This window comes from Paenibacillus phytohabitans, from assembly GCF_013141775.1.
In the GTDB taxonomy this organism is placed as follows: domain Bacteria; phylum Bacillota; class Bacilli; order Paenibacillales; family Paenibacillaceae; genus Paenibacillus_AQ; species Paenibacillus_AQ phytohabitans.
In genome coordinates this window covers 43,198-62,573 of record NZ_WHOB01000068.1, presented here as the reverse complement: position 1 = coordinate 62,573, position 19,376 = coordinate 43,198, and the positions used below count along the sequence as shown (strand labels likewise).

18 protein-coding genes are annotated in these 19,376 nt (G+C 53.3%); 17 read left to right on the top strand and 1 reads right to left on the bottom strand.

Features of this window, described 5'->3' with window-relative positions; genetic code table 11:
- Positions 1 to 86 precede the first annotated feature (86 nt).
- The 17 genes from GC101_RS36270 to GC101_RS22835 all read left to right on the top strand — a co-directional run bounded on the left by GC101_RS36270 (position 87) and on the right by GC101_RS22835 (position 17,894).
- On the top strand, positions 87 to 281 hold the full coding sequence (locus GC101_RS36270) for an MFS transporter (RefSeq protein WP_246354467.1): 195 nt from the start codon (positions 87 to 89) through the stop codon (positions 279 to 281).
- Positions 282 to 285: 4 nt separating this feature from the next.
- The gene (locus tag GC101_RS22910) at positions 286 to 1,437 is read left to right on the top strand and encodes an MFS transporter (protein WP_343049814.1); all 1,152 of its coding nucleotides are present in this window, start codon (positions 286 to 288) and stop codon (positions 1,435 to 1,437) included.
- Between the two features lie 38 nt (positions 1,438 to 1,475).
- A complete protein-coding gene (locus tag GC101_RS22905) occupies positions 1,476 to 1,682 on the top strand; it encodes a hypothetical protein (protein ID WP_042140406.1) in 207 nt (68 codons plus the stop codon).
- Positions 1,683 to 1,711: 29 nt separating this feature from the next.
- On the top strand, positions 1,712 to 2,416 hold the full coding sequence (locus tag GC101_RS22900; protein WP_042140405.1) for a hypothetical protein: 705 nt from the start codon (positions 1,712 to 1,714) through the stop codon (positions 2,414 to 2,416).
- Positions 2,413 to 3,636, top strand: coding sequence for a glutathionylspermidine synthase family protein (locus GC101_RS22895; RefSeq protein ID WP_171719152.1), 1,224 nt, complete (start codon positions 2,413 to 2,415; stop codon positions 3,634 to 3,636). The genes GC101_RS22900 and GC101_RS22895 overlap by 4 nt, the downstream gene beginning before the upstream one ends.
- Positions 3,623 to 4,276: a hypothetical protein gene (locus tag GC101_RS22890; protein ID WP_171719151.1), complete on the top strand. Its 654-nt coding sequence runs from the start codon at positions 3,623 to 3,625 to the stop codon at positions 4,274 to 4,276. Before GC101_RS22895 ends, GC101_RS22890 begins: the two co-directional genes overlap by 14 nt.
- Positions 4,273 to 4,665, top strand: coding sequence for a DUF350 domain-containing protein (locus GC101_RS22885; RefSeq protein WP_042140402.1), 393 nt, complete (start codon positions 4,273 to 4,275; stop codon positions 4,663 to 4,665). Before GC101_RS22890 ends, GC101_RS22885 begins: the two co-directional genes overlap by 4 nt.
- Before the next feature lie 99 nt (positions 4,666 to 4,764).
- The gene (locus GC101_RS22880; RefSeq protein WP_171719150.1) at positions 4,765 to 5,781 is read left to right on the top strand and encodes a potassium channel family protein; all 1,017 of its coding nucleotides are present in this window, start codon (positions 4,765 to 4,767) and stop codon (positions 5,779 to 5,781) included.
- 184 nt (positions 5,782 to 5,965) lie between these two features.
- A complete protein-coding gene (locus tag GC101_RS22875; protein WP_246354466.1) occupies positions 5,966 to 7,123 on the top strand; it encodes a glycosyl hydrolase family 8 in 1,158 nt (385 codons plus the stop codon).
- 24 nt (positions 7,124 to 7,147) lie between these two features.
- Positions 7,148 to 8,695 carry a glycan biosynthesis hexose transferase WsfD gene (gene wsfD / locus GC101_RS22870; RefSeq protein WP_171719149.1) on the top strand — a complete coding sequence of 516 codons (1,548 nt, stop codon included), beginning with the start codon at positions 7,148 to 7,150 and terminating at the stop codon, positions 8,693 to 8,695.
- Complete coding sequence (locus GC101_RS22865) at positions 8,692 to 10,242, top strand: hypothetical protein (RefSeq protein ID WP_171719148.1); 1,551 nt, start codon at positions 8,692 to 8,694, stop codon at positions 10,240 to 10,242. The genes wsfD and GC101_RS22865 overlap by 4 nt, the downstream gene beginning before the upstream one ends.
- Positions 10,243 to 10,279: 37 nt before the next feature.
- On the top strand, positions 10,280 to 11,530 hold the full coding sequence (locus tag GC101_RS22860; protein ID WP_076243612.1) for a glycosyltransferase family 2 protein: 1,251 nt from the start codon (positions 10,280 to 10,282) through the stop codon (positions 11,528 to 11,530).
- Between the two features lie 43 nt (positions 11,531 to 11,573).
- Positions 11,574 to 13,670, top strand: a complete 2,097-nt coding sequence (locus GC101_RS22855) for a cellulose biosynthesis cyclic di-GMP-binding regulatory protein BcsB (protein WP_171719147.1) — start codon at positions 11,574 to 11,576, stop codon at positions 13,668 to 13,670.
- Positions 13,660 to 14,514: a diguanylate cyclase domain-containing protein gene (locus GC101_RS22850; protein WP_042140397.1), complete on the top strand. Its 855-nt coding sequence runs from the start codon at positions 13,660 to 13,662 to the stop codon at positions 14,512 to 14,514. Before GC101_RS22855 ends, GC101_RS22850 begins: the two co-directional genes overlap by 11 nt.
- A gap of 49 nt (positions 14,515 to 14,563) precedes the next feature.
- Complete coding sequence (locus tag GC101_RS22845; RefSeq protein ID WP_171719146.1) at positions 14,564 to 15,352, top strand: SDR family oxidoreductase; 789 nt, start codon at positions 14,564 to 14,566, stop codon at positions 15,350 to 15,352.
- Between the two features lie 241 nt (positions 15,353 to 15,593).
- Positions 15,594 to 15,842, top strand: a complete 249-nt coding sequence (locus GC101_RS22840) for a type B 50S ribosomal protein L31 (RefSeq protein WP_039304788.1) — start codon at positions 15,594 to 15,596, stop codon at positions 15,840 to 15,842.
- A gap of 477 nt (positions 15,843 to 16,319) precedes the next feature.
- The gene (locus GC101_RS22835) at positions 16,320 to 17,894 is read left to right on the top strand and encodes a sensor domain-containing diguanylate cyclase (RefSeq protein ID WP_171719145.1); all 1,575 of its coding nucleotides are present in this window, start codon (positions 16,320 to 16,322) and stop codon (positions 17,892 to 17,894) included.
- A 330-nt stretch (positions 17,895 to 18,224) separates the two neighbouring features.
- Here the strand turns inward: GC101_RS22835 and GC101_RS22830 are convergent, their stop codons facing one another.
- A complete protein-coding gene (locus GC101_RS22830) occupies positions 18,225 to 19,262 on the bottom strand; it encodes a copper amine oxidase N-terminal domain-containing protein (RefSeq protein ID WP_171719144.1) in 1,038 nt (345 codons plus the stop codon).
- Between the last annotated feature and the right edge of the window lie 114 nt (positions 19,263 to 19,376).

Here is a 19,376-nt window from a genome sequence, read left to right as displayed (position 1 = left end):
ATTCATCCTAAGGACATTGCCATTATTAATTGTTAGGCATAGAATTTAGTTGAGCCTGAACAGATAATATAGATAGGGATGGAGTAATGAACGACAAAGTTGTAATGCCCCTATGGACCTTTTGCCTGTTTATCGTTGTTATGAACACCACTATGTTTAATGTATCGCTGCCCACAATTATTCAGGATCTGCACATATCAGCGGACCTGGGCTCGTGGATCATATCGAGCTATTCCATCGGTTATGCCCTGTCAACTGTGATCTACAGCAGGCTGCCCTGACCTGGTGCCGATCCGCAGACTGCTGACCATCGGCCTGACTACGCTGGGTCTGGCCTCCGTCTGCGGATTATTCGCGCACAGCTTCAGCATCCTGCTGTTGACCCGTATCCTGCAGTCTGCAGGAGCAGGAGTTATGGCAGGCCTCGGACTTGTGCTGGCCAGCCGCTATGTTCCTCTCGGGAGACGCGGCGCAGCTATCGCCATGATCTCCGCAGGCAGCGCGATGGCATTCGGGCTCGGGCCGATTATCGGCGGTCTGATCAGCCAGTATTTCGGCTGGAACGGCCTGTTCGGCATCACCTGCCTCGTGCTGATTGTTCTGCCTGTGCTGCTGCATCTGCTGCCGAAGGAACAGCCCCAGCCCGCCGCTTTTGATGTGACGGGGGCGGCCCTGACGGTTCTTAACGCAGGCAGCCTGCTGCTGGCGGTCACCAGCCAGTCCTACCTGTGGCTTGCGGCCAGTGTAGTGTCGCTGCTTATTCATGCCCGCCATCTGGCCCAAGCGGAGAACTCCTTCATTAACCCTCAGCTGCTGCGCATGCCCGGGTATCTGAAGCTGACTGCCATCGGGTTCTGCATTCTGGTGCTGAACCTCGGCAATCTGTTCCTCATGCCGCTTGCCCTGGCGGGCCTGTTCCATGAATCGGCGCTGAGCATCGGCTTGTTCATCGCGCCGGGAGCGATTCTGTCCGCGATTCTGACCCGCTACGTCGGCCACTGGATAGACCGCTACGGCAACCTCCGGTTCCTGATTATCGGCCATGTGGTGCTCACCGCTGTCCTGGCCGTCTTTGCCATGAAGCTGTCCGTATCCCCGTTCATTCTGCTCGCGGGTTATCTGTGCTTCTCGCCGTCATTCTCGGCGACCATGGCTTCCCTGAACAATGAGGCGTCGGGCATTCTTCCCCGCAGCTGGATCGGCTCCGGCATGGGGCTGCTGCAGCTGATCCAGTTCTTCGGCGGCTCCGTTTCTGTCGCCGCCCTAGGCTTGCTGCTGCATGCTAAGCGGAATCTGGCGCCTGCCGCCGCCTACAAGCATGTTTACATTCTGCTGTTTGTGGTGAGTTTATGTTCATTAAGCCTGGTGCTGTGGTATAGGTATTCCAGGCTGCGCGAGTTGAAACGAAATAATAGCGGCAGCGTATCAGAAGCATAAGATTGTTCAGAAGGGATTGGTATGGAGTGGATAATGGAATGAATGTCATCCTGTTTGAGAAGATGCCCGAAGGCGAGCTGCAGATTATTGAGGAGCGCGTCTGGAGCATGAACATGATTACGGCCCTGGAGCATGTGAATTATATAGTCGTAGGCGGCCGTGAGTTCGAGGCGGTAGAGGGCCGACTGAATGTGGACGAAGGGAAGCTTGAGCTTCTGCTGGTTCCGATGCGTACCGAAGGTTAAAGAACATTATCAGGAAAGGAGGGCCCAAGTTGGCAAAAGACGAAAATGTTAAAGAGCCTGCTGTAAGCAGGCTGTTCACCCCTGACGGCAAGCCGATCCGCGTATTGTCGACCTCGCTCGGCATTGCCCTGCTGGCCAATGCTTTATTTATTCCCGGAGGCGCTGGTGCCAGCGGGAGTACCGGCGGTACAGGGGATGAACCGAAGCTGGTGTCCTGGTCTACCGAGGAAGTTAAGAATTATTTCGACAAGAATGTTGACTGGAATATTCCCTATCCGGATGAGAATCAGGAAGAGACTGTCCAGGAAGGACAGGGAGCGGTAACCTCAGGCGGGACAACGGTTATCAACAACTATGGCGGTTATAACTCGGGATTCGGCTGGGATGATGTGCTTCTGTACCACATGCTGTTCAACAGCGGCTCGTTCTACTCTTCAAGAGGCTGGTACAATGACCGGCCGACTTATTACGGAGGCACACGCACTGCCTATAAGCCGCCAACCTACAGCAGCGGCAGCTTCCAGAACAAGCCTGTAGCCGGATCAGTGGTGAAACCGAAGACCTCGACTTCATCGACCGGCTCCATCACCAGAAGGAAAACCTCTTCGAAATCAGGCGGAATCGGCGGCACCTCCAGCGGGCTGGGCTCGGGCAAATCAAGCTCATCCACGTCCAAATCCAGCTCCAGTAAAAGCTCCGGCAAAAGCTCAAGCAAGAGCGGCTTCGGCGGATGATCCCGGCAGAGAGCGTCTTCGAATATCTGGACCAGTCCGCTCTGGAGCGGGCACCCCGGGTACAGCAGCTGCATGAGCTGGGCTTCACCTGGGCTGACCTGGAGGAAGAGGAATATTGGCTGGATGCAATAGCTGTGATGCGCGGCGAGACCTACCGGGAACTGAAGGAAGCCTCTTCAGGACTGTGGATGATTCTGGATAAGGCGGTCCGCTACGTCCATCTTAAGCATGACCTGTATGATCTGCTGGGAATTCCCCCGGTGCTGTGGCAGATGCTCGACGACTGCCCTGTGCCTGAGCCGGGGCTGATCAGCCGGTATGCCCGGTTCGACTTTGCTGTAGCCGGCGACGGAACCATTAAGCTGCTGGAGCTGAATGCGGATACACCGACCGGCTATGTGGAGGCCTCTATCGCCACGCCGTGGATCTGCGCAGAGGCGGGCATCGGGAATCCGAATGCCGCAATGAAGCAGCAGCTTGCCGCAGCCTGGGGCGCTGAACGTCCAGATACGGCAGCCTGTGTAGCCTATGGCAGCCATCAGGAGGATACAGGAACGATTGATGCCCTGGCAGCGCATAGCGGACTGGATATCCGCTGCGTCGATTGCCTGGACCTGTGGATTGATGAAGGTGTAGTGAAGGACGCAGAGGACCTGATCATTGAGCGGATGTTCGCGCTCTATCCCAAGGAGTGGATGGCTGTAGATGAAGGCGGCGACGCCCTGGCATACGCCATCGAGACGGGGAAGCTACAGCTGTTCAACGGGCCGCATAGTATTATCCTGCAATCCAAGGGGCTGATTGCTGCGGTATGGGGGATGTATGAGCTGGGTCTGCTGTTCAGCGAAGAGGAACGCCAGGTCATCTCCCGTTACATACTGCCTACGTACAATAAGGCGGTATTCTCCGAAAGCTTTGTGTCCAAGTCTGTCTTCGGCCGGGAAGGCGGGTCCGTGCGGATTTTTGATGATAGCGGAACGCTTGAAATAGAGGATGAGGAAGGGTATGACAGCAGCCAGCTGTTCCCGGTGGTCTATCAAAAAAGAGCCGAAATGGCCCGGATTCAGACCAGCGAAGGGGAGCTTCACCTGCTGACCGGTATGTTCGTGATTAACGGGAAGCCCTGCGGGCTGCTCGGCCGGGCTGGCGGACCGATTACAGGCAATGCCAGTCATTTTATCGCGCTAGGAGTGAGGGGGCTTGAAGATGAACAAGGGTAGAGAGGGACGTGCTGCCGGACGCAGATTCCGGGCCGGGGCGCTGACCGCAATGCTGCTTCTGGCAGTCATGCTGCTAAGCGCATGCTCGGGAAACAGCAGCAGTGTGTTCCACACCGATACCGAAACAACGGACAGCGTGTCGCGCGTGCCGTGGGATTACCGGGTGGTCGAAGGCAAGGTGGGCGATCTGATCGGCAGCGACATGACCGTACTGCCGGATAACGAGCTGCTGCCGAACGACGGCAATTATGCTACAGGCGACACCGTATGGACACTGCAGTTCATGGATGCGGAGCTGGTAACAGATGCTGATCAGAAGAATGAGATCCGGCTGTCCTCCTGGACCACGCTGAAATCATACGGTGACCAGAAGACGGCAACGGAGGATCTGGCGAATCTGAAGGTGTCCATCACGACGGATGTGGATCTTGTCGGGGTGTACAAAACCCAGTATCAGGACAAAACCAGAAACTTTGCCGTACTCGAGCTGCCTTCCGGCAACCGGATTAAGCAGCCGATTGATGACAAGCGCTATTCTGCGCTGGAGAAACAAAAAACAGCCTCCGTGGTGCTGGAGGAAGTACATGATTTCGCCGACTATGATTCGGCCTATGCGAAATTCCGGGGGTGGGCTAATTGACGATTGTTATTAATCTGGTGGTTAGTATTCTGACCATTGTTCTGCTTCAGGTGCTGGGTATGGTTATATTCACCCTGATGACTCCTTTTAAGGATATGGAGGAGCTTAAGAAGGGGAATGTCGCTGTATCGCTGGCCTTTGGCGGCAAGTTCCTGGCCACGGCGATCATTCTCGGCGTAGCGGCATATACCAATACCTCCATCTGGTTCATGATGCTATGGTTTGCGGTAGGCTATGTTTGTCTGGTCGCCTCTTACTGGATCTTTGAGCTGTTCACTCCGGGCTTCCGGATTTCGGAACAACTGCAGAAGGGGAATGTTGCAGTAGGCGTAACACTCTGCATGGTATTCATCGGAACAGCGTTTGCGGTCAGCAGCCTGATTATTTAAAAGGACCGGCCAGACAGCAGGGCAGCTGCCGTGCCTCGGATGTTCAGGCAGCAGCTGCCCGGCCGGTTTAAGCTAACTACCCGAAAGCAGGGATGAGCGTTGCACTTTCTAATCCGAATTTCCGGTAAGCTGCTTCATCTAAAAAAGAAGTCTATAGGTCTAATCATCCTGGCCTTTGTCATTCTGAGTGCATCCACTGCCTTCCTGCTGGAGCCGGACACTTTTCATAGCTGGTTCAACGCCTTTTATTGGGTGATGACCACCATGGCAACCGTAGGCTACGGTGATTATTTCGCTACTACAGTCACCGGCAAGGTATTTACGATATTCTTATATATCTTTGGCATCGGTCTGCTCAGTTTGGTTATCGGTAAGATTATCGATGCCATGGGAGAGATGCAGCGCAGGAGAGGAGCCGGAACCTTGAGCTTTCACGGGCATAATCATGTCGTACTGATTAACTGGAACCGCAAAACACAGGCGGCTGTGGATGAAATTCTGTGTTATGACGCGAACTGCAAGATCGTAATTATCGATGAGAACGGCCGTCATCCGCTGGAACAGCTGGAGCAGGTCCACTTCATTAACGGGGATGCCTCCAGTGATGATATCCTGCTGAAGGCGAACATCGGGAGCGCCAGAGCGGCGATCGTGTTCGGCGATACCCGTATAGACGAGGCCTCGCTGAGCGACGGCAAGACGCTGCTGATCGCCTCCAGCATTGAGCGGATCGCCCCGCAAGTACATACCACCGTAGAAATCATGCAGGAGAAGAACATCCAGAACTTCAAGCATGTTCAGGTGAACGAGTTCGTGCTCTCCCATGATGCCATCTCCAGACTCGCGGTAAGATCCGCCCTGCAGGAAGGCAATTCTGAAGTGATCACCCAGCTGCTCAGCCGCCAGCATGGTGATGATATCTATGAGATTCCGCGCAGCCGTGCGTGGAATACCTATGGAGATGCCTTTCAGGATCTGCTGCGGCAGGGGGCTACCCTGCTGTCCGACCGCGGTGACCTTGGCATTAACCGTAAGCTGGGGCAGCCGATCCCGGATGATGCCAGACTTTATATTGTTGCTGATGAGGAGACTTACCGCAGGATCACAAGAAGCTGAACTAAATACCATAAGCAGAGCTGCCCGGGTCATTCCGATCCGGGCAGCTCTGCTTTTTTTGCAGAAATGGCATAATCTATAAATTAGACACATAATGTTCGCCAAAACAGTAAACAATGTGACATAAATTACCGTTATATTATTATGACCAATATCAAGACTTGTCTTTTAAGGATGTGATGAATTGGGGAGTACACTCAGCAAGGCTGCTGCACTGGGTATATCGCTGCTTCTAATCACCTCATGCAGCAGTAATCAGGCCCGGCCCGTACCTTCCGCGGCTACTTCTTCTCCGGCAGTTACTCCTGCGGGAACGAACGTGCCGGAAGAGCCGCTGCTCGACACAGCGGACGAAGAACAGCAATTACTGAAATTCATAGATACGCAGCTCACGGGACCCTATGGGGTATATACGAATTTGCAGGAAACCGGTGAAGCGGCGGAGATGGCTACAGGCCATGAGGTTCTGAGCGAATCGGCCTCACTTCTGATGAGGGCGGCCGTGCTTAACGGCGATCAGGAGAGGTTTGACCAGCAGTGGACGCTGGCCCGCGATACCTTCGATATGGAGAGCGGCTTCAGCTACCGGTTCAGTCCCAAGCAGCAGAAGCAATACACTGTGAACGCAGCGGTAGACGACCTGCGGCTGATTGGTGCGCTCTATGAAGCCGGGGAGGCGTTTAGCCGTCCGGAGTACACAGCGGAAGCGGATAAATACAGCCGGAGATTCTATGATAATAATGTAAAAGATGGATACATGTATGATTTTTATGACAATATTTTCAAAACCGCCAACGGGTTCGTAACTTTGTGTTATATTGATCTGAGTGTGTTGCGAAAATTGTCGATATCTAGCGAATTAAGCGGAATATTGCTGAATAATATGGGCGGGATTCTGGAAGACGGATATTTGTCTGACTCCTTCCCGTTCTATGAGACAAGGTTCGATTACAAGACTGGCCAGTACAGCTCTGAACATATCAATACGGTAGAGTCGCTGCTGACCATTCTTCATTTGGCCGAGAGCAACCGGCAGAAGCCGGCGAGCATCCGCTATATCAAAGAGCAGGTTGCGGCGGGCACACTGTACGGGCAGTATACGCGTGAGGGCCAGCGGACGAATGATATCCGTTCTACGGCGATTTATGCGCTCACGGCCATGATCGGCGCTGTGCTGGGCGATCCGTCTCTCTATGCGTCCAGTATTGAACGGATGAATGAATTCAGAGCCGTGAATGCTGCAAGTCCGCTGTATGGCGGGTTCGGTGATGAGGCTGCCGGGCAGGCGTATTCTTTTGACAACCTGATGGCGCTCCTCGCTTATTCCTATTCCAACCAATAACAATAGTAACGAAGGTGAATCCGTATGATAGACAACCCAGTGAAAACATCAATCCGGCCCGGCATAACCCTTGCCAGCCTTCGGATTACCCCGGCGTTTGCCGCAGCTTTTGGCGTATTGCTCGTAACAGTCATCGCGCTCTTTACTGCTCCCTATGTGGGAATGGCAGACAACGGTGACTTTTTCCGGATTATATATAGCAATGGACTGTACTTCAACCTCCCGGATTATGACAGCCAGTATTTCGGGTATTTCATCAAGCAGTTTGGAATCTACCAATACTATAACGAGAACAGCTCGATGCTGGTCTCCTCCCAGTCCCTGTTTATCAAGCTGGCGCTGCTCTTTAATAAGCTGTTATTCAGCAAGGAAGTGTTCGATATCCGGTTTCAGGCCGCGATCTATACGCTCCTGTATGTGGCTGCTGTCTACCTGCTCATTGAAGCCGTTACGTTCAAGATGTCCCGGAAGCGGGGGATGATTGTTGCGGTTCTGGCAGTTTTTATCTTCGGGGACACGGGGTATACCGCCTACTTCAATTCGTTCTTCGGCGAAAGCCTGGTAATGGTCACGATGATTCTGGTGTTCGCTTCATGGCTGCTGCTGTACCGCAAACGATACAACGATTACGCCATGCTGGCGGTACTTCTGGTCAGCACGCTGATCCTAACGACCTCCAAGCAGCAAAATGCTCCTGTGGGCATGGTGATTTCCCTGCTCTCTATCTCACTTGTCTGGATCCGCCGGGATAAATTGTTCCGCTGGGTCACGCTCCTGTCCGCCGCCCTGATGATGTTCGCCGGTATTGCCACCTATCTTAATATCTCCAAAGAATTCGTGAATATTAACCAGTATCATGCCATGACCCGCGGAGTGCTGATGGAATCAGAGAATCCGGAGACCGCGCTTCAATCCTTCGGGATTAATGAACAGTACGCAATCCTCAAAGAGAATACCTATTATGACCAATACGGGACCGTGGATGTGAAATCGGATCTGCTGGAAAAGGATTTCTACAGCCAATACGGTTTTGTCTCGATTCTGAAATATTATGTTACGCATCCGGACCAGCTGGGCTTGATTCTCGACACGGCTGCCGAAAGCGCCTATACGATCAAGCCGGCGGCGATGGGGAATTATGAGAAATCTGCTGGCAAGGAGTTCCGGGCACAGAGTCATTTCTTCAACGTGTACAGTACGCTGAAGGAGAAGCTGGCTCCACGCACCTTTGCCTTCATCCTCCTCTGGATGGCAGTGATTACTGGTGTCTATATGCCTTCCTTCGTGGCAGCGGTCCGGGCGCGGGACTACCGGGGAATGCAGCGGCTGTTCGTGATTCTGGCTACAATGCTAGTCGGATTGTCCGGCATTGTAGTCTCCATTATCGGAGCAGGCGATGCCGATATTGCGAAGCATGAATTCCTGTTTACCTTAGCCTTTGACCTGATCACTTTCCAGGTCATATCGAGCGTCATTGGCCGCGGAATCTCATCCAGGAAATCCATGCCGGCTGCACCGCCTTCCGTGCCGGCCCCAGAATACGCTGCCCTGAATAATGGGGTGAGCATTTGAAACGCGGAGGAATTATCGTTCTGCTGCTGCTCCTGGCAGGGAATCTCCTGCTGCCTGCCCCGGCTGCTTCCGCCGCCGCGTCACCTGCCGCTGCGCAGCATATTCTGCTGCTCTATGACAGTCTGGCGAAAGGCACGGGGAAGGAAGGGAATGTGGCAGAGCTGCAGCGGCTGCTTGCTGCCTACAGTACACAGGTTACGCTTAAGAATATATCCGATTATGAGCAAGGCAGCCTGACTGCCTACTCCGGAATGATCACCGTCATTAACAGTGCGGAGCTGAAGATTGCGAACAGCGCTTATCTGCAGGACGCAGCGGGCTATCAAGGGTCTGTGATGTATGTCGGATACCAGCCGCCGGACCGCGTGCAGCAGGCCCTGCAGCTGAAGACAGACATCTGGCATGGAGCCAGCGCAAGCCTCTCCATCGGCGGGTTCACCGGCATTCCGCTGGAAGTGGAAGAAATGCCTTATATCACTGCTTCACAGGGCGGCCGTACGTACGGCGGGTGGTCTTTTGAAGATGGCGGGGTGCAAATTCCCTACGCGGTAAGCCGCGGCGAATTTACTTATATGCCTTATCTGAAGCAGGGGGATTTAAGCAGCATGGCCGCGGCTTATGTATTGAAGGATTGGCTGAAATCCTCCGCCCGGCCCCGTACGTATCTGGTGCTTAAGGAGATTTATCCCTTCTCCGATCTCGAGCTGCTTGAGCAAACGGCAGACAGGCTGTATCAGAGCGGAATTCCATTCATCGCCAGTGTACGGCCGGTATTCGGCAATACCGATTTTCCGGCGATGAAGCGGTATCTGGAAGCCCTGAGAACGGTGCAGTCCCGCAACGGCAGCATTGTAGTCAATGCTCCGGCGGTCAGACCGCCGATTAGCCTTAGTGACCGGTCGCTGCATGACAAGATGAACAGCTTCATCAATGTGCTGGCAGAGGGCGGTGTAGCCCCGCTGGGTATGGCTGCAGAAGGCTACTGGACGTATGACAAGGAATATTCTACGGCGGGTATGGGCTTCTTCGACTCGGCGGTACTCTACGCGGATGAAGAAGCCAGATATATGGAACAGACGGACACCTCGGTGACCTTCCCGTCCACCGTGTACAGTCTGCCGCTGGAATTCCTGCAAGGGATCAGCAGGACCGGCAAGGCGATGCCGGAGCTTCCGCTGAATGCGGCAGTTACTGTCGACTTGCCTGAGGATGAGGCTGCACTGGACAGTCTGATGCAGAATCTGGGGGAAGAGTGGTATACGTTCGCCGACTATAAACGGGAGGCCCATAAGGTAGTTACAGATATCAACACCGTCGAATCAGCGGATGGGGTAATTTATATTAACGGCAACAATCTGAATGTTGACTATACCCCGCGGACAATCGCAGCCGATTACCAGTACCAGGAGAAGCAGGCTACAAGCTTCAACAAGCTGTTCAGCGTGCAGAACCAGTTTTTTATTATCGTAATCCTGATTGCACTGCTCTTGTTCGGGGGTCTGCTTACGATCGGTTACAGGCTGTACCGGAGGAAATATTTGAAATAAGGAATCCGGAAAAATCAAACAACATTAGGAGAATAATATGACGGTCTCAGACGTGCTGATGGTCATTGCGGTGATCTGCATCTGGTCACTGCTGCTGGTGAATGTAGCGCTGATTATAGCGGGCTACCTGTACTATATTGAAACTGAAAATAAGGCAGTGCCGGAGATCAGGGGTGAGTATCCGATGGTGACGATTATGGTCCCTGCGCATAACGAGGGCGTGGTCATCAGCAAAACGGTGGAATCCCTGCTGGCGCTGGATTACCCGCATGACCGGTATGAGATCATCGTCATTAACGATAATTCCTCGGATAACAGCGCGGAGCTGCTGGGCGATATCCAGCGGAGGAACCCGCAGCGTAATCTGATCATCATTAATACGGATGCAGTTACCGGCGGCAAAGGCAAATCCAATGCGCTGAATATCGGCTTCACCCGCAGCAGGGGAGAACTCATTGCTATCTACGATGCCGACAATACACCGGAACGCACCGCTTTGCGCTATCTTGTGGCTGAGATCATGAATGACTCCACCCTGGGAGCAGTGATCGGCAAGTTCAGAACCCGCAACCGCGATGCAAGCCTGCTGACCCGGTTTATTAATATTGAGACCCTGTCGTTTCAATGGATGGCGCAGGCCGGCCGCTGGAAGCTGTTTAAGCTCTGTACGATTCCGGGAACGAATTTCATTATGCGCAGGTCTATTGTAGAGAGTATCGGCGGCTGGGATGTCAAGGCAATTGCTGAGGATACAGAGATTAGCTTCCGTATTTATATGATGGGATACCGGATCAAGTTCCAGCCGAAATCGGTCACCTGGGAGCAGGAGCCGCAGACGGTGAAGGTCTGGTTCAAGCAGCGGACACGCTGGGCGAAGGGGAATATCTATGTCATTGTGAAGAACCTTCCGCTCCTCTTCGACCGGAAGGCAGCGAAGATCCGCTTCGATATCCTGTATTATGTCTCGATCTATTTCCTGCTCCTGATCTCACTGGTCACCTCTGATGTTCTGCTCGTCCTCCATGCGATGGGGTATGTCCATACGACCATTGCCGGACTCAGCAGCTTCCTGTGGCTGCTCGCCATTGTTCTGTTCGTGGTCGGAATCTTCGTTACGCTGACTACGGAGAAAGGCGAGATGAGCCTGTCGAACCTGTGGATCATTCTGCTGATGTATGTTTCGTACTGCCAGCTGTGGATGGTGGTTGCCGCTTACGGACTGTATAACTATCTCAAAGACGTCATTTTCAAACGGGAAGCCAAATGGTACAAAACCGAGCGCTACTGATGCGCCGGAGGAGAAGAAATAAGCGATACAGGAGATAAGGAACATGATGAAAAAACAGATAATGATAGGGCTGATTTGCCTCTCCCTTTTCCTGGTTCAAATTCCTGCGGCACTGGCAGCGGCAGTGCTTCCCGGTGACGCCACGATGACTTACGAGACTTCATTTACGGGCAGCGAGATCTCTCTAACGGGCACAAGCTCCCAGCAGCAGTATTTCACAGTCATGGATTACTGGAACGTCGATGCGGTGAACATCAGGCTGCATTTTCAGGTGTCACAGATTAATGCGGACCAGCAGTCAAGTGTGACACTGTCGCTTAACGGCATTCCGTTCTACTCCTTCAGACCGTCCGCTGAGAATAACGGGGAGCAGAGCCTGAGCGTTCCGGCGCCCAAGGGCTTCCTTAAGGAAGGCAGCAACACGCTGAGTATCCATGGGAATCTGAAGACCGATACGGAGGATTATCAGCTCTGCAGTGTAGACAATACACAGGACAGCTGGCTCCATCTGTTCAATACCTCCAATATATCCGTGAAGTACGCGCCGAAGGCGATTACGGGCGGGATTGCAGATTTCAGTGCCAGATTCTCGGGAATGGATACGGTGAAAAGAGGACAAAGCCTGCTCGCCGTGCCGGAGAATGCCACCGGCTCGGAACTGGAGAGCGCAACTTACGCCCTGTCGGGCTTCGCCAAAGGCAATACGCTGAACGATAAGACGATTCCGCTGCTGCCCTACCGTGAGGATACCCTGAAGGACAAGCGTGCAGTGGTGCTTGTAGCGATGTATGACCAACTTCCGGCCACCTTGAAGAATCTGGTGAGCACTACAGCTGATCTCAGCACCCATGCCGTGATCCAGCTGGTGAACAAGGATTCCTCACCGGTGCTGGTGGTTACCTCCAGAGATGAGAGCCTGCTGATCAAGGCCGGACGCTTCATGGCCAGCGGGGAGCTGCTGAGCCAGATCCGCGAAGACCTGAAGCTTGTGGATGATGCTACCGATGTAGCAGACCCCGCGCCCCCCATCAGCTCGAATGTTACATTCACGGAGACCGGGGATAAGCTGACCGGACCGAATCATCAGGAGCAGACTTATTTCGTTTCGCTGCCGTCCAACCGCTCGATTGCGGATGACGGCAAAATCAGCCTCGATTTCCGCTATGCGGGGAATCTGGATTTTGAGCGTTCACTGGTGACGGTGAGCATCAATAATACGCCGGTCGGCAGCAAGAAGCTGACGAAGGAGCTGGCTAACGGTGATGTGCTGACTCTGGATGTGCCGCAGAGCCTGAACATCTCCGGCAATTTCTCGGTCACGGTGGCGTTTGATCTGGAGATGGCGAATGCCATCTGTACCCCTAATACGGAGCAGATGCCCTGGGCCTATGTAAGCAAGGAATCGATGATGCGCCTGAACACGAAGGACCGCACAGAGCTGCTGCTGAGCAACTATCCGTACCCGTTCCTGCGCGACGGCATCTTCAACCGTGTGGCAGTCGTTCTGCCGCAGGAGATGGATGACTATGCCTATCAGAGTCTGGGCAACATCTTCAACATGCTTGGCCAATACGCCGGAGGCAACACCGGGGATATCCATTATTACAGCGATGATGTAGCTGCGGATAATCTGAAGGACAACAATATCATTGCCATCGGTACTTATAAGAACAACAAGGTGATCCGCGACAACAACGACAAGCTTTTCTTCAAATACAACAAAGACGGCTCGACCCTGCTGTCCAATGAGAAAATAGCGATCGAGGAGCAGTACGGAGCCGGCATCGGTACGCTGCAGCTGCTGGACTCTCCCTACGAGAGCGGACGGGGCCTGCTTGCGGTTACAGCGGTCAGCTCCGAGAGCTACTACCTGGTCTCGAAGCTGATTGCCAGCGAGAAAGACCGCTGGAAGGTCTACGGGGACGGTGTGGTTGCAGACAAAGACGGCCAGGTTAACGCGTACCGCTTCAAAACCCTCTCAGGCGAGGCCAAAGAATCAACAGTGGCGCAGATTATTGAGCGTTCAGATGTGCTGGGCTTTGTGGTTGCGGCTGTCCTTATGATCACGCTGGTCATTGTATCGCTGCTGCTCCTGCTCCGCAAACATATGAAGAAACGTGGTGATAAGCGTGAGACGTAACCGCAGCAGCCTAATCTCCGATCTCGGGTTTCTGGCCTTCCTGGTCCTGATGTTTGCCTGCACCGTATTCATTGCCGGCTCTCCGGATCACTATATACAGAACATCATTATTCTGAATGTGGCCTTCCTGCTGGCGCTGGTCACGTATTTCACCACAGTAACTGCGGGACTGACGCTGAATCTGGCGTTTATCTTCGGCTACGGCTTCTTCGTGGTCTATCAAACGGTGTCCGAAGGGGCATCGATTGGCGTTAATACGTACTTCTGGCTGATTATGACTCCGCTGATTACAGTCGTCCTCTGGGTGTTCACGTCCAGCAGCCGTGAGCTGCAGGCCGAGAATGAGCGCCTGCAGAAGCGGACGGCCAATCTCGCCACGGTGGATGAGAATACGGATCTGCGCAACAGTATCTCTTTTCAGAAGGATGCCAGCCTGTTCACCGGGATATCGACACGGTATCACATTCCGCTTACACTGCTTGTTGTCAAGGTGAAATACTGGAATGAGATCCGCCGTCTGATTCCGGAAGAGCAGCTGTCCGAAGCGATCTATGATGTCTCCCAGCTCAGCCAGTCCAGTATCCGCACCAATGACGCGCTGTATCTGCTGGACAAGGAGGACGCCACCTGGGGGCTCCTGCTCTTCACAGACCGTGAAGGGGCCAAAATTGTCATTGAGCGGATCAAGCTCCGGCTGCAGGAATTGAATGATACCGAATTCTCCGGCAAGTATAAAGTGAACCTGGGGCTGAAGATTGGGGCAGTGGAGTATGAGGCGGACAAAATTGAGAATCCGCTGGATTTCATTGTTCAAGCCAAAAATCAGCTTGAATACGATGTATAATGCAGATTAGGGTTCTTGCTTCAATCCAATCTGACAGGAGGATATCATTATGGATTTGGGTCTTGGAGGAAAGTCAGTGCTCGTAGCCGCCGCCAGCAAAGGGCTGGGGCTGGCAACCGCACTGGAATATGCGCGTGAAGGCGCGCGCGTGACGATCGCGAGCCGGAGCCTGCCGCAGCTGGAAGCGGCGCGGCAGGCGATTCTGGAGGCCACGGGGCAAGAGGTTGCCGTGGCGGAGATGGATGTGACCCGCCCGGAGGATATTGAACGGGCGGTCCGGACGGCCGCCGAATATGGAGGCGGCCTCGATGTGCTTGTCACGAACGCCGGCGGGCCTCCGGGCGGCAGCTTCGGGGATATGGCCGACGCGGACTGGAGCGGCGGCTTCGAGCTTACGCTGATGAGCACGGTCCGCCTGATCCGCGAAGCGCTGCCGCATATGCGCAGCGCTGGCGGAGGGCGGATTGTCAGCATCAGCTCGGTCTCGATCAAGCAGCCGATCCAGGGGCTGCTTCTCTCGAATGTGTTCCGCGCAGGGGTGAACGCGCTGAACAAGAGCCTGGCCACGGAGCTTGCGCCCGAAGGCATTCTGATCAACAGTCTGGCACCCGGACGCATCGGTACAGACCGGATTCTCCAGCTTGACGGCAAACGGGCGGAAGCGGTGGGGACTTCGCTTGAGCAGGTCCAGGCGGAGGCGCTGAAGGGGATTCCGCTCGGCAGAACGGGAACGCCGGAGGAGTTCGGTAAAGCGGCAGTATTTCTCGGTTCTTTTGCCAATACTTATATTACCGGCCAATCCCTGCTTATCGACGGCGGAATGGTGAAATCGCTCTAACGTTCACCCTAAGCCGGTTGTAGGGCGGCCCGGTTCGCGGTGCCTGATTGCAGGGTGACAAGCCCCCTTTTTTCCGGCTCAAAAGGTTGACTCCAGGCCCGCTTTCACGTATGATAGTATGGCGTGTAAAAATCGGAAGATTTACGCATCTCCCTTCGTCTAACCGGAATTATTAAATAGACCAAGAGATGGCTTCATAATACCATAGAAGTTGTATTAGTACGGAAAGGAGGTTATTACAATGAAAGAAGGCATACACCCTAAGTTCAACCAGGTTATCTTCTTCGATGCAAGCGTAGGCTACAAATTCCTGAGCTCGTCCACCAAGTCTTCCGGTGAAACGATGGAATGGGAAGACGGCAACACTTATCCAGTGATCCGTGTAGACTCCAGCTCCGCATCCCACCCGTTCTACACAGGTAAACAAAGAGATACCGAAACTGGCGGCCGTGTTGACAAGTTCAAACAACGGTTGGCACAGAAGAAATAATGGTATTCCTACTATAGAGGATATTCCCGCATCCATGCAGATGGTGAAGGAGTATCCTCTTTGTTTTGTTTATGTACGCTTGTTTGAGCGGCCTGCGTAGCGGGTATTAATGCTTAGGTGGGAAGTGGAAGGTATCAATTAGACGTTTGGAAGGGCATGCCTGCGTGTTTTCCGAAAGGTAGTTGATTAACCCATGTACTACTTGAAAAGACGGAGAAGATCGAGATTACGCCGATTCTACTCCGGTTTAGCACCCTAGCAACTGGAATCCTGCATAACTATAAATTCGCTTCTCACCTTTTGAAGACTCTACGGGCTGCCCGTAGGGTCTTCGTGTATGTTCAGGCATCTCCATGGAACGGCGGACGGACGCCTATACCTTGGGTACAGATAGTATTTTTTGGAAGAAAGATTCATTTGTACGAAAGAGTAGGATATAATAAGGCAAAGTTATCTCAAAAATAGGAGAAATATGACATGCCGTGGATGCAGGGTTATCCTTATTATTTAGTAATGGGCAGCGTTCTAAGTCTCTACATGGGCATCGGTTCTTTCAAGCACCGCCACACACCGGGAAGATGCTATTTATGGATATTGATGCTGCTGGTCAGCCTGATATTCGCGGCTACGGCCGGAGAGATTCTGTCGGAATCCTATCAAGCCAAGCTATGGTGGAAGAACTTGCAGCAGGGCCCGCTTTTTTTGAGTGCTATCTTTACCTATGCCGTTATTAAAGAGTATGTCTCCCGTTCCTCTGAGGGTTTGGCCAAGAGGCTTATTTTCTTTTGTATTCCGGTCGTGCTCGATGTTGTGCTGATCTTTACCGATTCCTATCATCATCTGATGCGCAGTGAGGTTGGGCTCGCAACAGTGGCAGGTGTTACCGGAATTGCAGTGAAGCCTACAGTGTTAAGCATGATCCTTATTGCATATGACCAGCTGTTCGGGTTGTATGCAGTCTATTTACTGGCGATCTCCCTCCTGAATGCTCCTGCATATTATTTCCGCCGTAATCTGATGCTGCTGCTCGGACTGGTAATTCCGGTACTGACGGTCTTTCTGCTTCCGCTGCTCAAAATTACGATTACCGGGTTCACAGCATTTACCTATCTTCCGCCCATCATCGTGGCGTACCTCTCCTTGTTCCGTGATCCGCGGCTCTCCTTATATCCGCTTGCCAAGAATAAAATCTTCGAGAATATGAAAGACGGCATTGTACTGACGGACCGCTATGACCATATCATTGATGTCAATGAAGCTGCGGATGCGATGCTCTCCGGGCTGCTGGAAGAGAAGGCGGACACCTGGAGGGGCCGAAGCATACATCTGCTGCTGAAGCAGTACGGGCAAATTTCGGACCATTATGCCAAGCGGTTGGAAGGCCAGTTCGAGATCGAGCCTTCCGGCAAGGACGGTGCCTGTTTCGGCGTCGCACTTATTGCCACGGAGCGGACCCGCACAGAGAATACAGGCATGCTGATGGTCTTCAGTGATCTCAGTGAGAAGAAGAGGTATGAACGCGAGCTGCTGCATCAGGCTACTGTTGATGATCTGACCGGCCTGTACAACCGCAGGCATTTCATGCGGCTGGTGCAGAACTACTCTGCGCAGCACGGGGCGGGAATGGCGCTGCTGCTGTTCGATATCGATGATTTCAAGTTAATTAATGATACATACGGACATCTGGCCGGTGATCAGGCGCTGGTAGATTTGTCCCGGAAGATTATGAAGGTGTACCAGCATAACGGGATTTCCGGCCGGGTGGGGGGCGAGGAGTTCGCGGTCTGCTTCTTTGCCGGCAGCGAGGCTGAGGCCTTGAGAGAAGCGGAGAGTTTCCGAGCAGACCTGGGCGAGCACATCGTCCTGCTGGACGGGGGGCACAGCATCCAGCTGACTGTCAGCATAGGCATTGCCTTCACTGAGCGCAGCGATGTGACCTTCGAGGACTTATACCGCGAGGCGGACGAAGCCCTGTATCAGTCCAAGGCCAGGGGCAAGAACAGAGTCACCCTTGGCCGTCAGCCCGCTGTGCGGCAGGCGGCCAAGGGTTAGTCCGGGATAAATACAAACAGAGCATCTCTCCGTAGGCTGGAGGGATGCTCTGTTGTTGTGATTAGTCACTGCGATGGATCGCACTCACGAGAGGCCTGTTCCTCTGCCATACAGTTAAGCAGCAGATGGATAAATGACATCTATTTCATGTGAAATGTCTGATTTGGGTGGTTTAGTTGGAAAAAGAACATTTTATTCTGCCCTAATCAGCTTAAGGTGGACATTTGGGGTGAATTAGGTGCCATAAATCCACTTGTTATCCAAAAAGATGCTGCGTCGAGAGCAATAGATGTCATAAATCCACTTAGTTTTACAGGTGCGGTGGCTAAGTTAAGGTTGAACGGTCTCCACGACGACTTTGAGCGCGGTTCCGATTGGCGGCAGACTCCGGGTCATTACAGGGGAGTAGAAGCCCATAACCGTAGCGCCCTGCACCAGAGCAGATTGTTCTACAGCTTCTCCGCTCGCGTTCACCAGCAGAGTATCCTCCGTCAGGCGAAGCACGATCTCGCTTTGCGACAGATCGCTGAGGGCGCTGCCTTTGATGCGGAGGCTGAGTGAGCCGTCTTCGGCCTTGATGATCTCTTCAAGAGTGCCTTCCGTACCCAGCATATCAGCCTGAGCCTTGGTATCCTGGACAGTTATCCGGTAAGCGGGCGTCTGCGGAGGCAGGCTGCGGGTGGAGAACACTGCGTGCTCGGCCTCTATGGTCATACCGATCTGAAGATAGGCTAAGGCCAGCTTGGTGCCGTCGGTCTTCTCATATACTGTATCTCCGCTGACATTCAGTACGAGCCCTGCGGTTCCGGTACCCTTGATTTGAATGGAGGAAGTGCCGCCGGAATTCCGGATGGCGGTGATGACGCCGGTCTCAAGGACATGCTCTGCGGCTGAAGTGATCACGATATTCTTCCCCTCCACACTTACGGTCTGATGCAGTACCTCACTTACGAAGGATGCGGGGACATACATTTTGTCTGCCTTAGTCAGCGGAGCCGTTCCGAGTGAGGTGTACATTTTGTTGATCACATAGCGGTCTTCGCCGCTCTTCACAGTTGTGTATATATTTCCTTTATTCAAGTCGACAGCTTTGGTTGCCGTGTTCCAGGTAATCTTGAAGCCCAGTGCCTCAGCGACGGTACGCAGCGGAATCAGCGGCTCCTTGGTGCCGGAAGGCTGAAAGCCGGTCTCGGTGATGGCTGTACCGTTAATGGCAATGGCGTACGTGCTTAGTGAGGCGCCGGCTTTGTTCTGGGCAGCCTTGGTCTGGGTTGAACTGGTTGCTGCAGGGGCAGCGGAGACCACTCCGGTAGTGAGGGCCAGCGACAGCGTCAGGAGCGCTGCGCTTGTTCTGAGAGAAGTTTTCATGGGACAGCTCCTTTGGTTATGTTAGTAGGTAAGTATGTGTTATTTCTCTAACGCCGGTTGGACTCATTATGTTGCACTGGATTACCTGGGCAGATATAGTAAAATGAAAATATT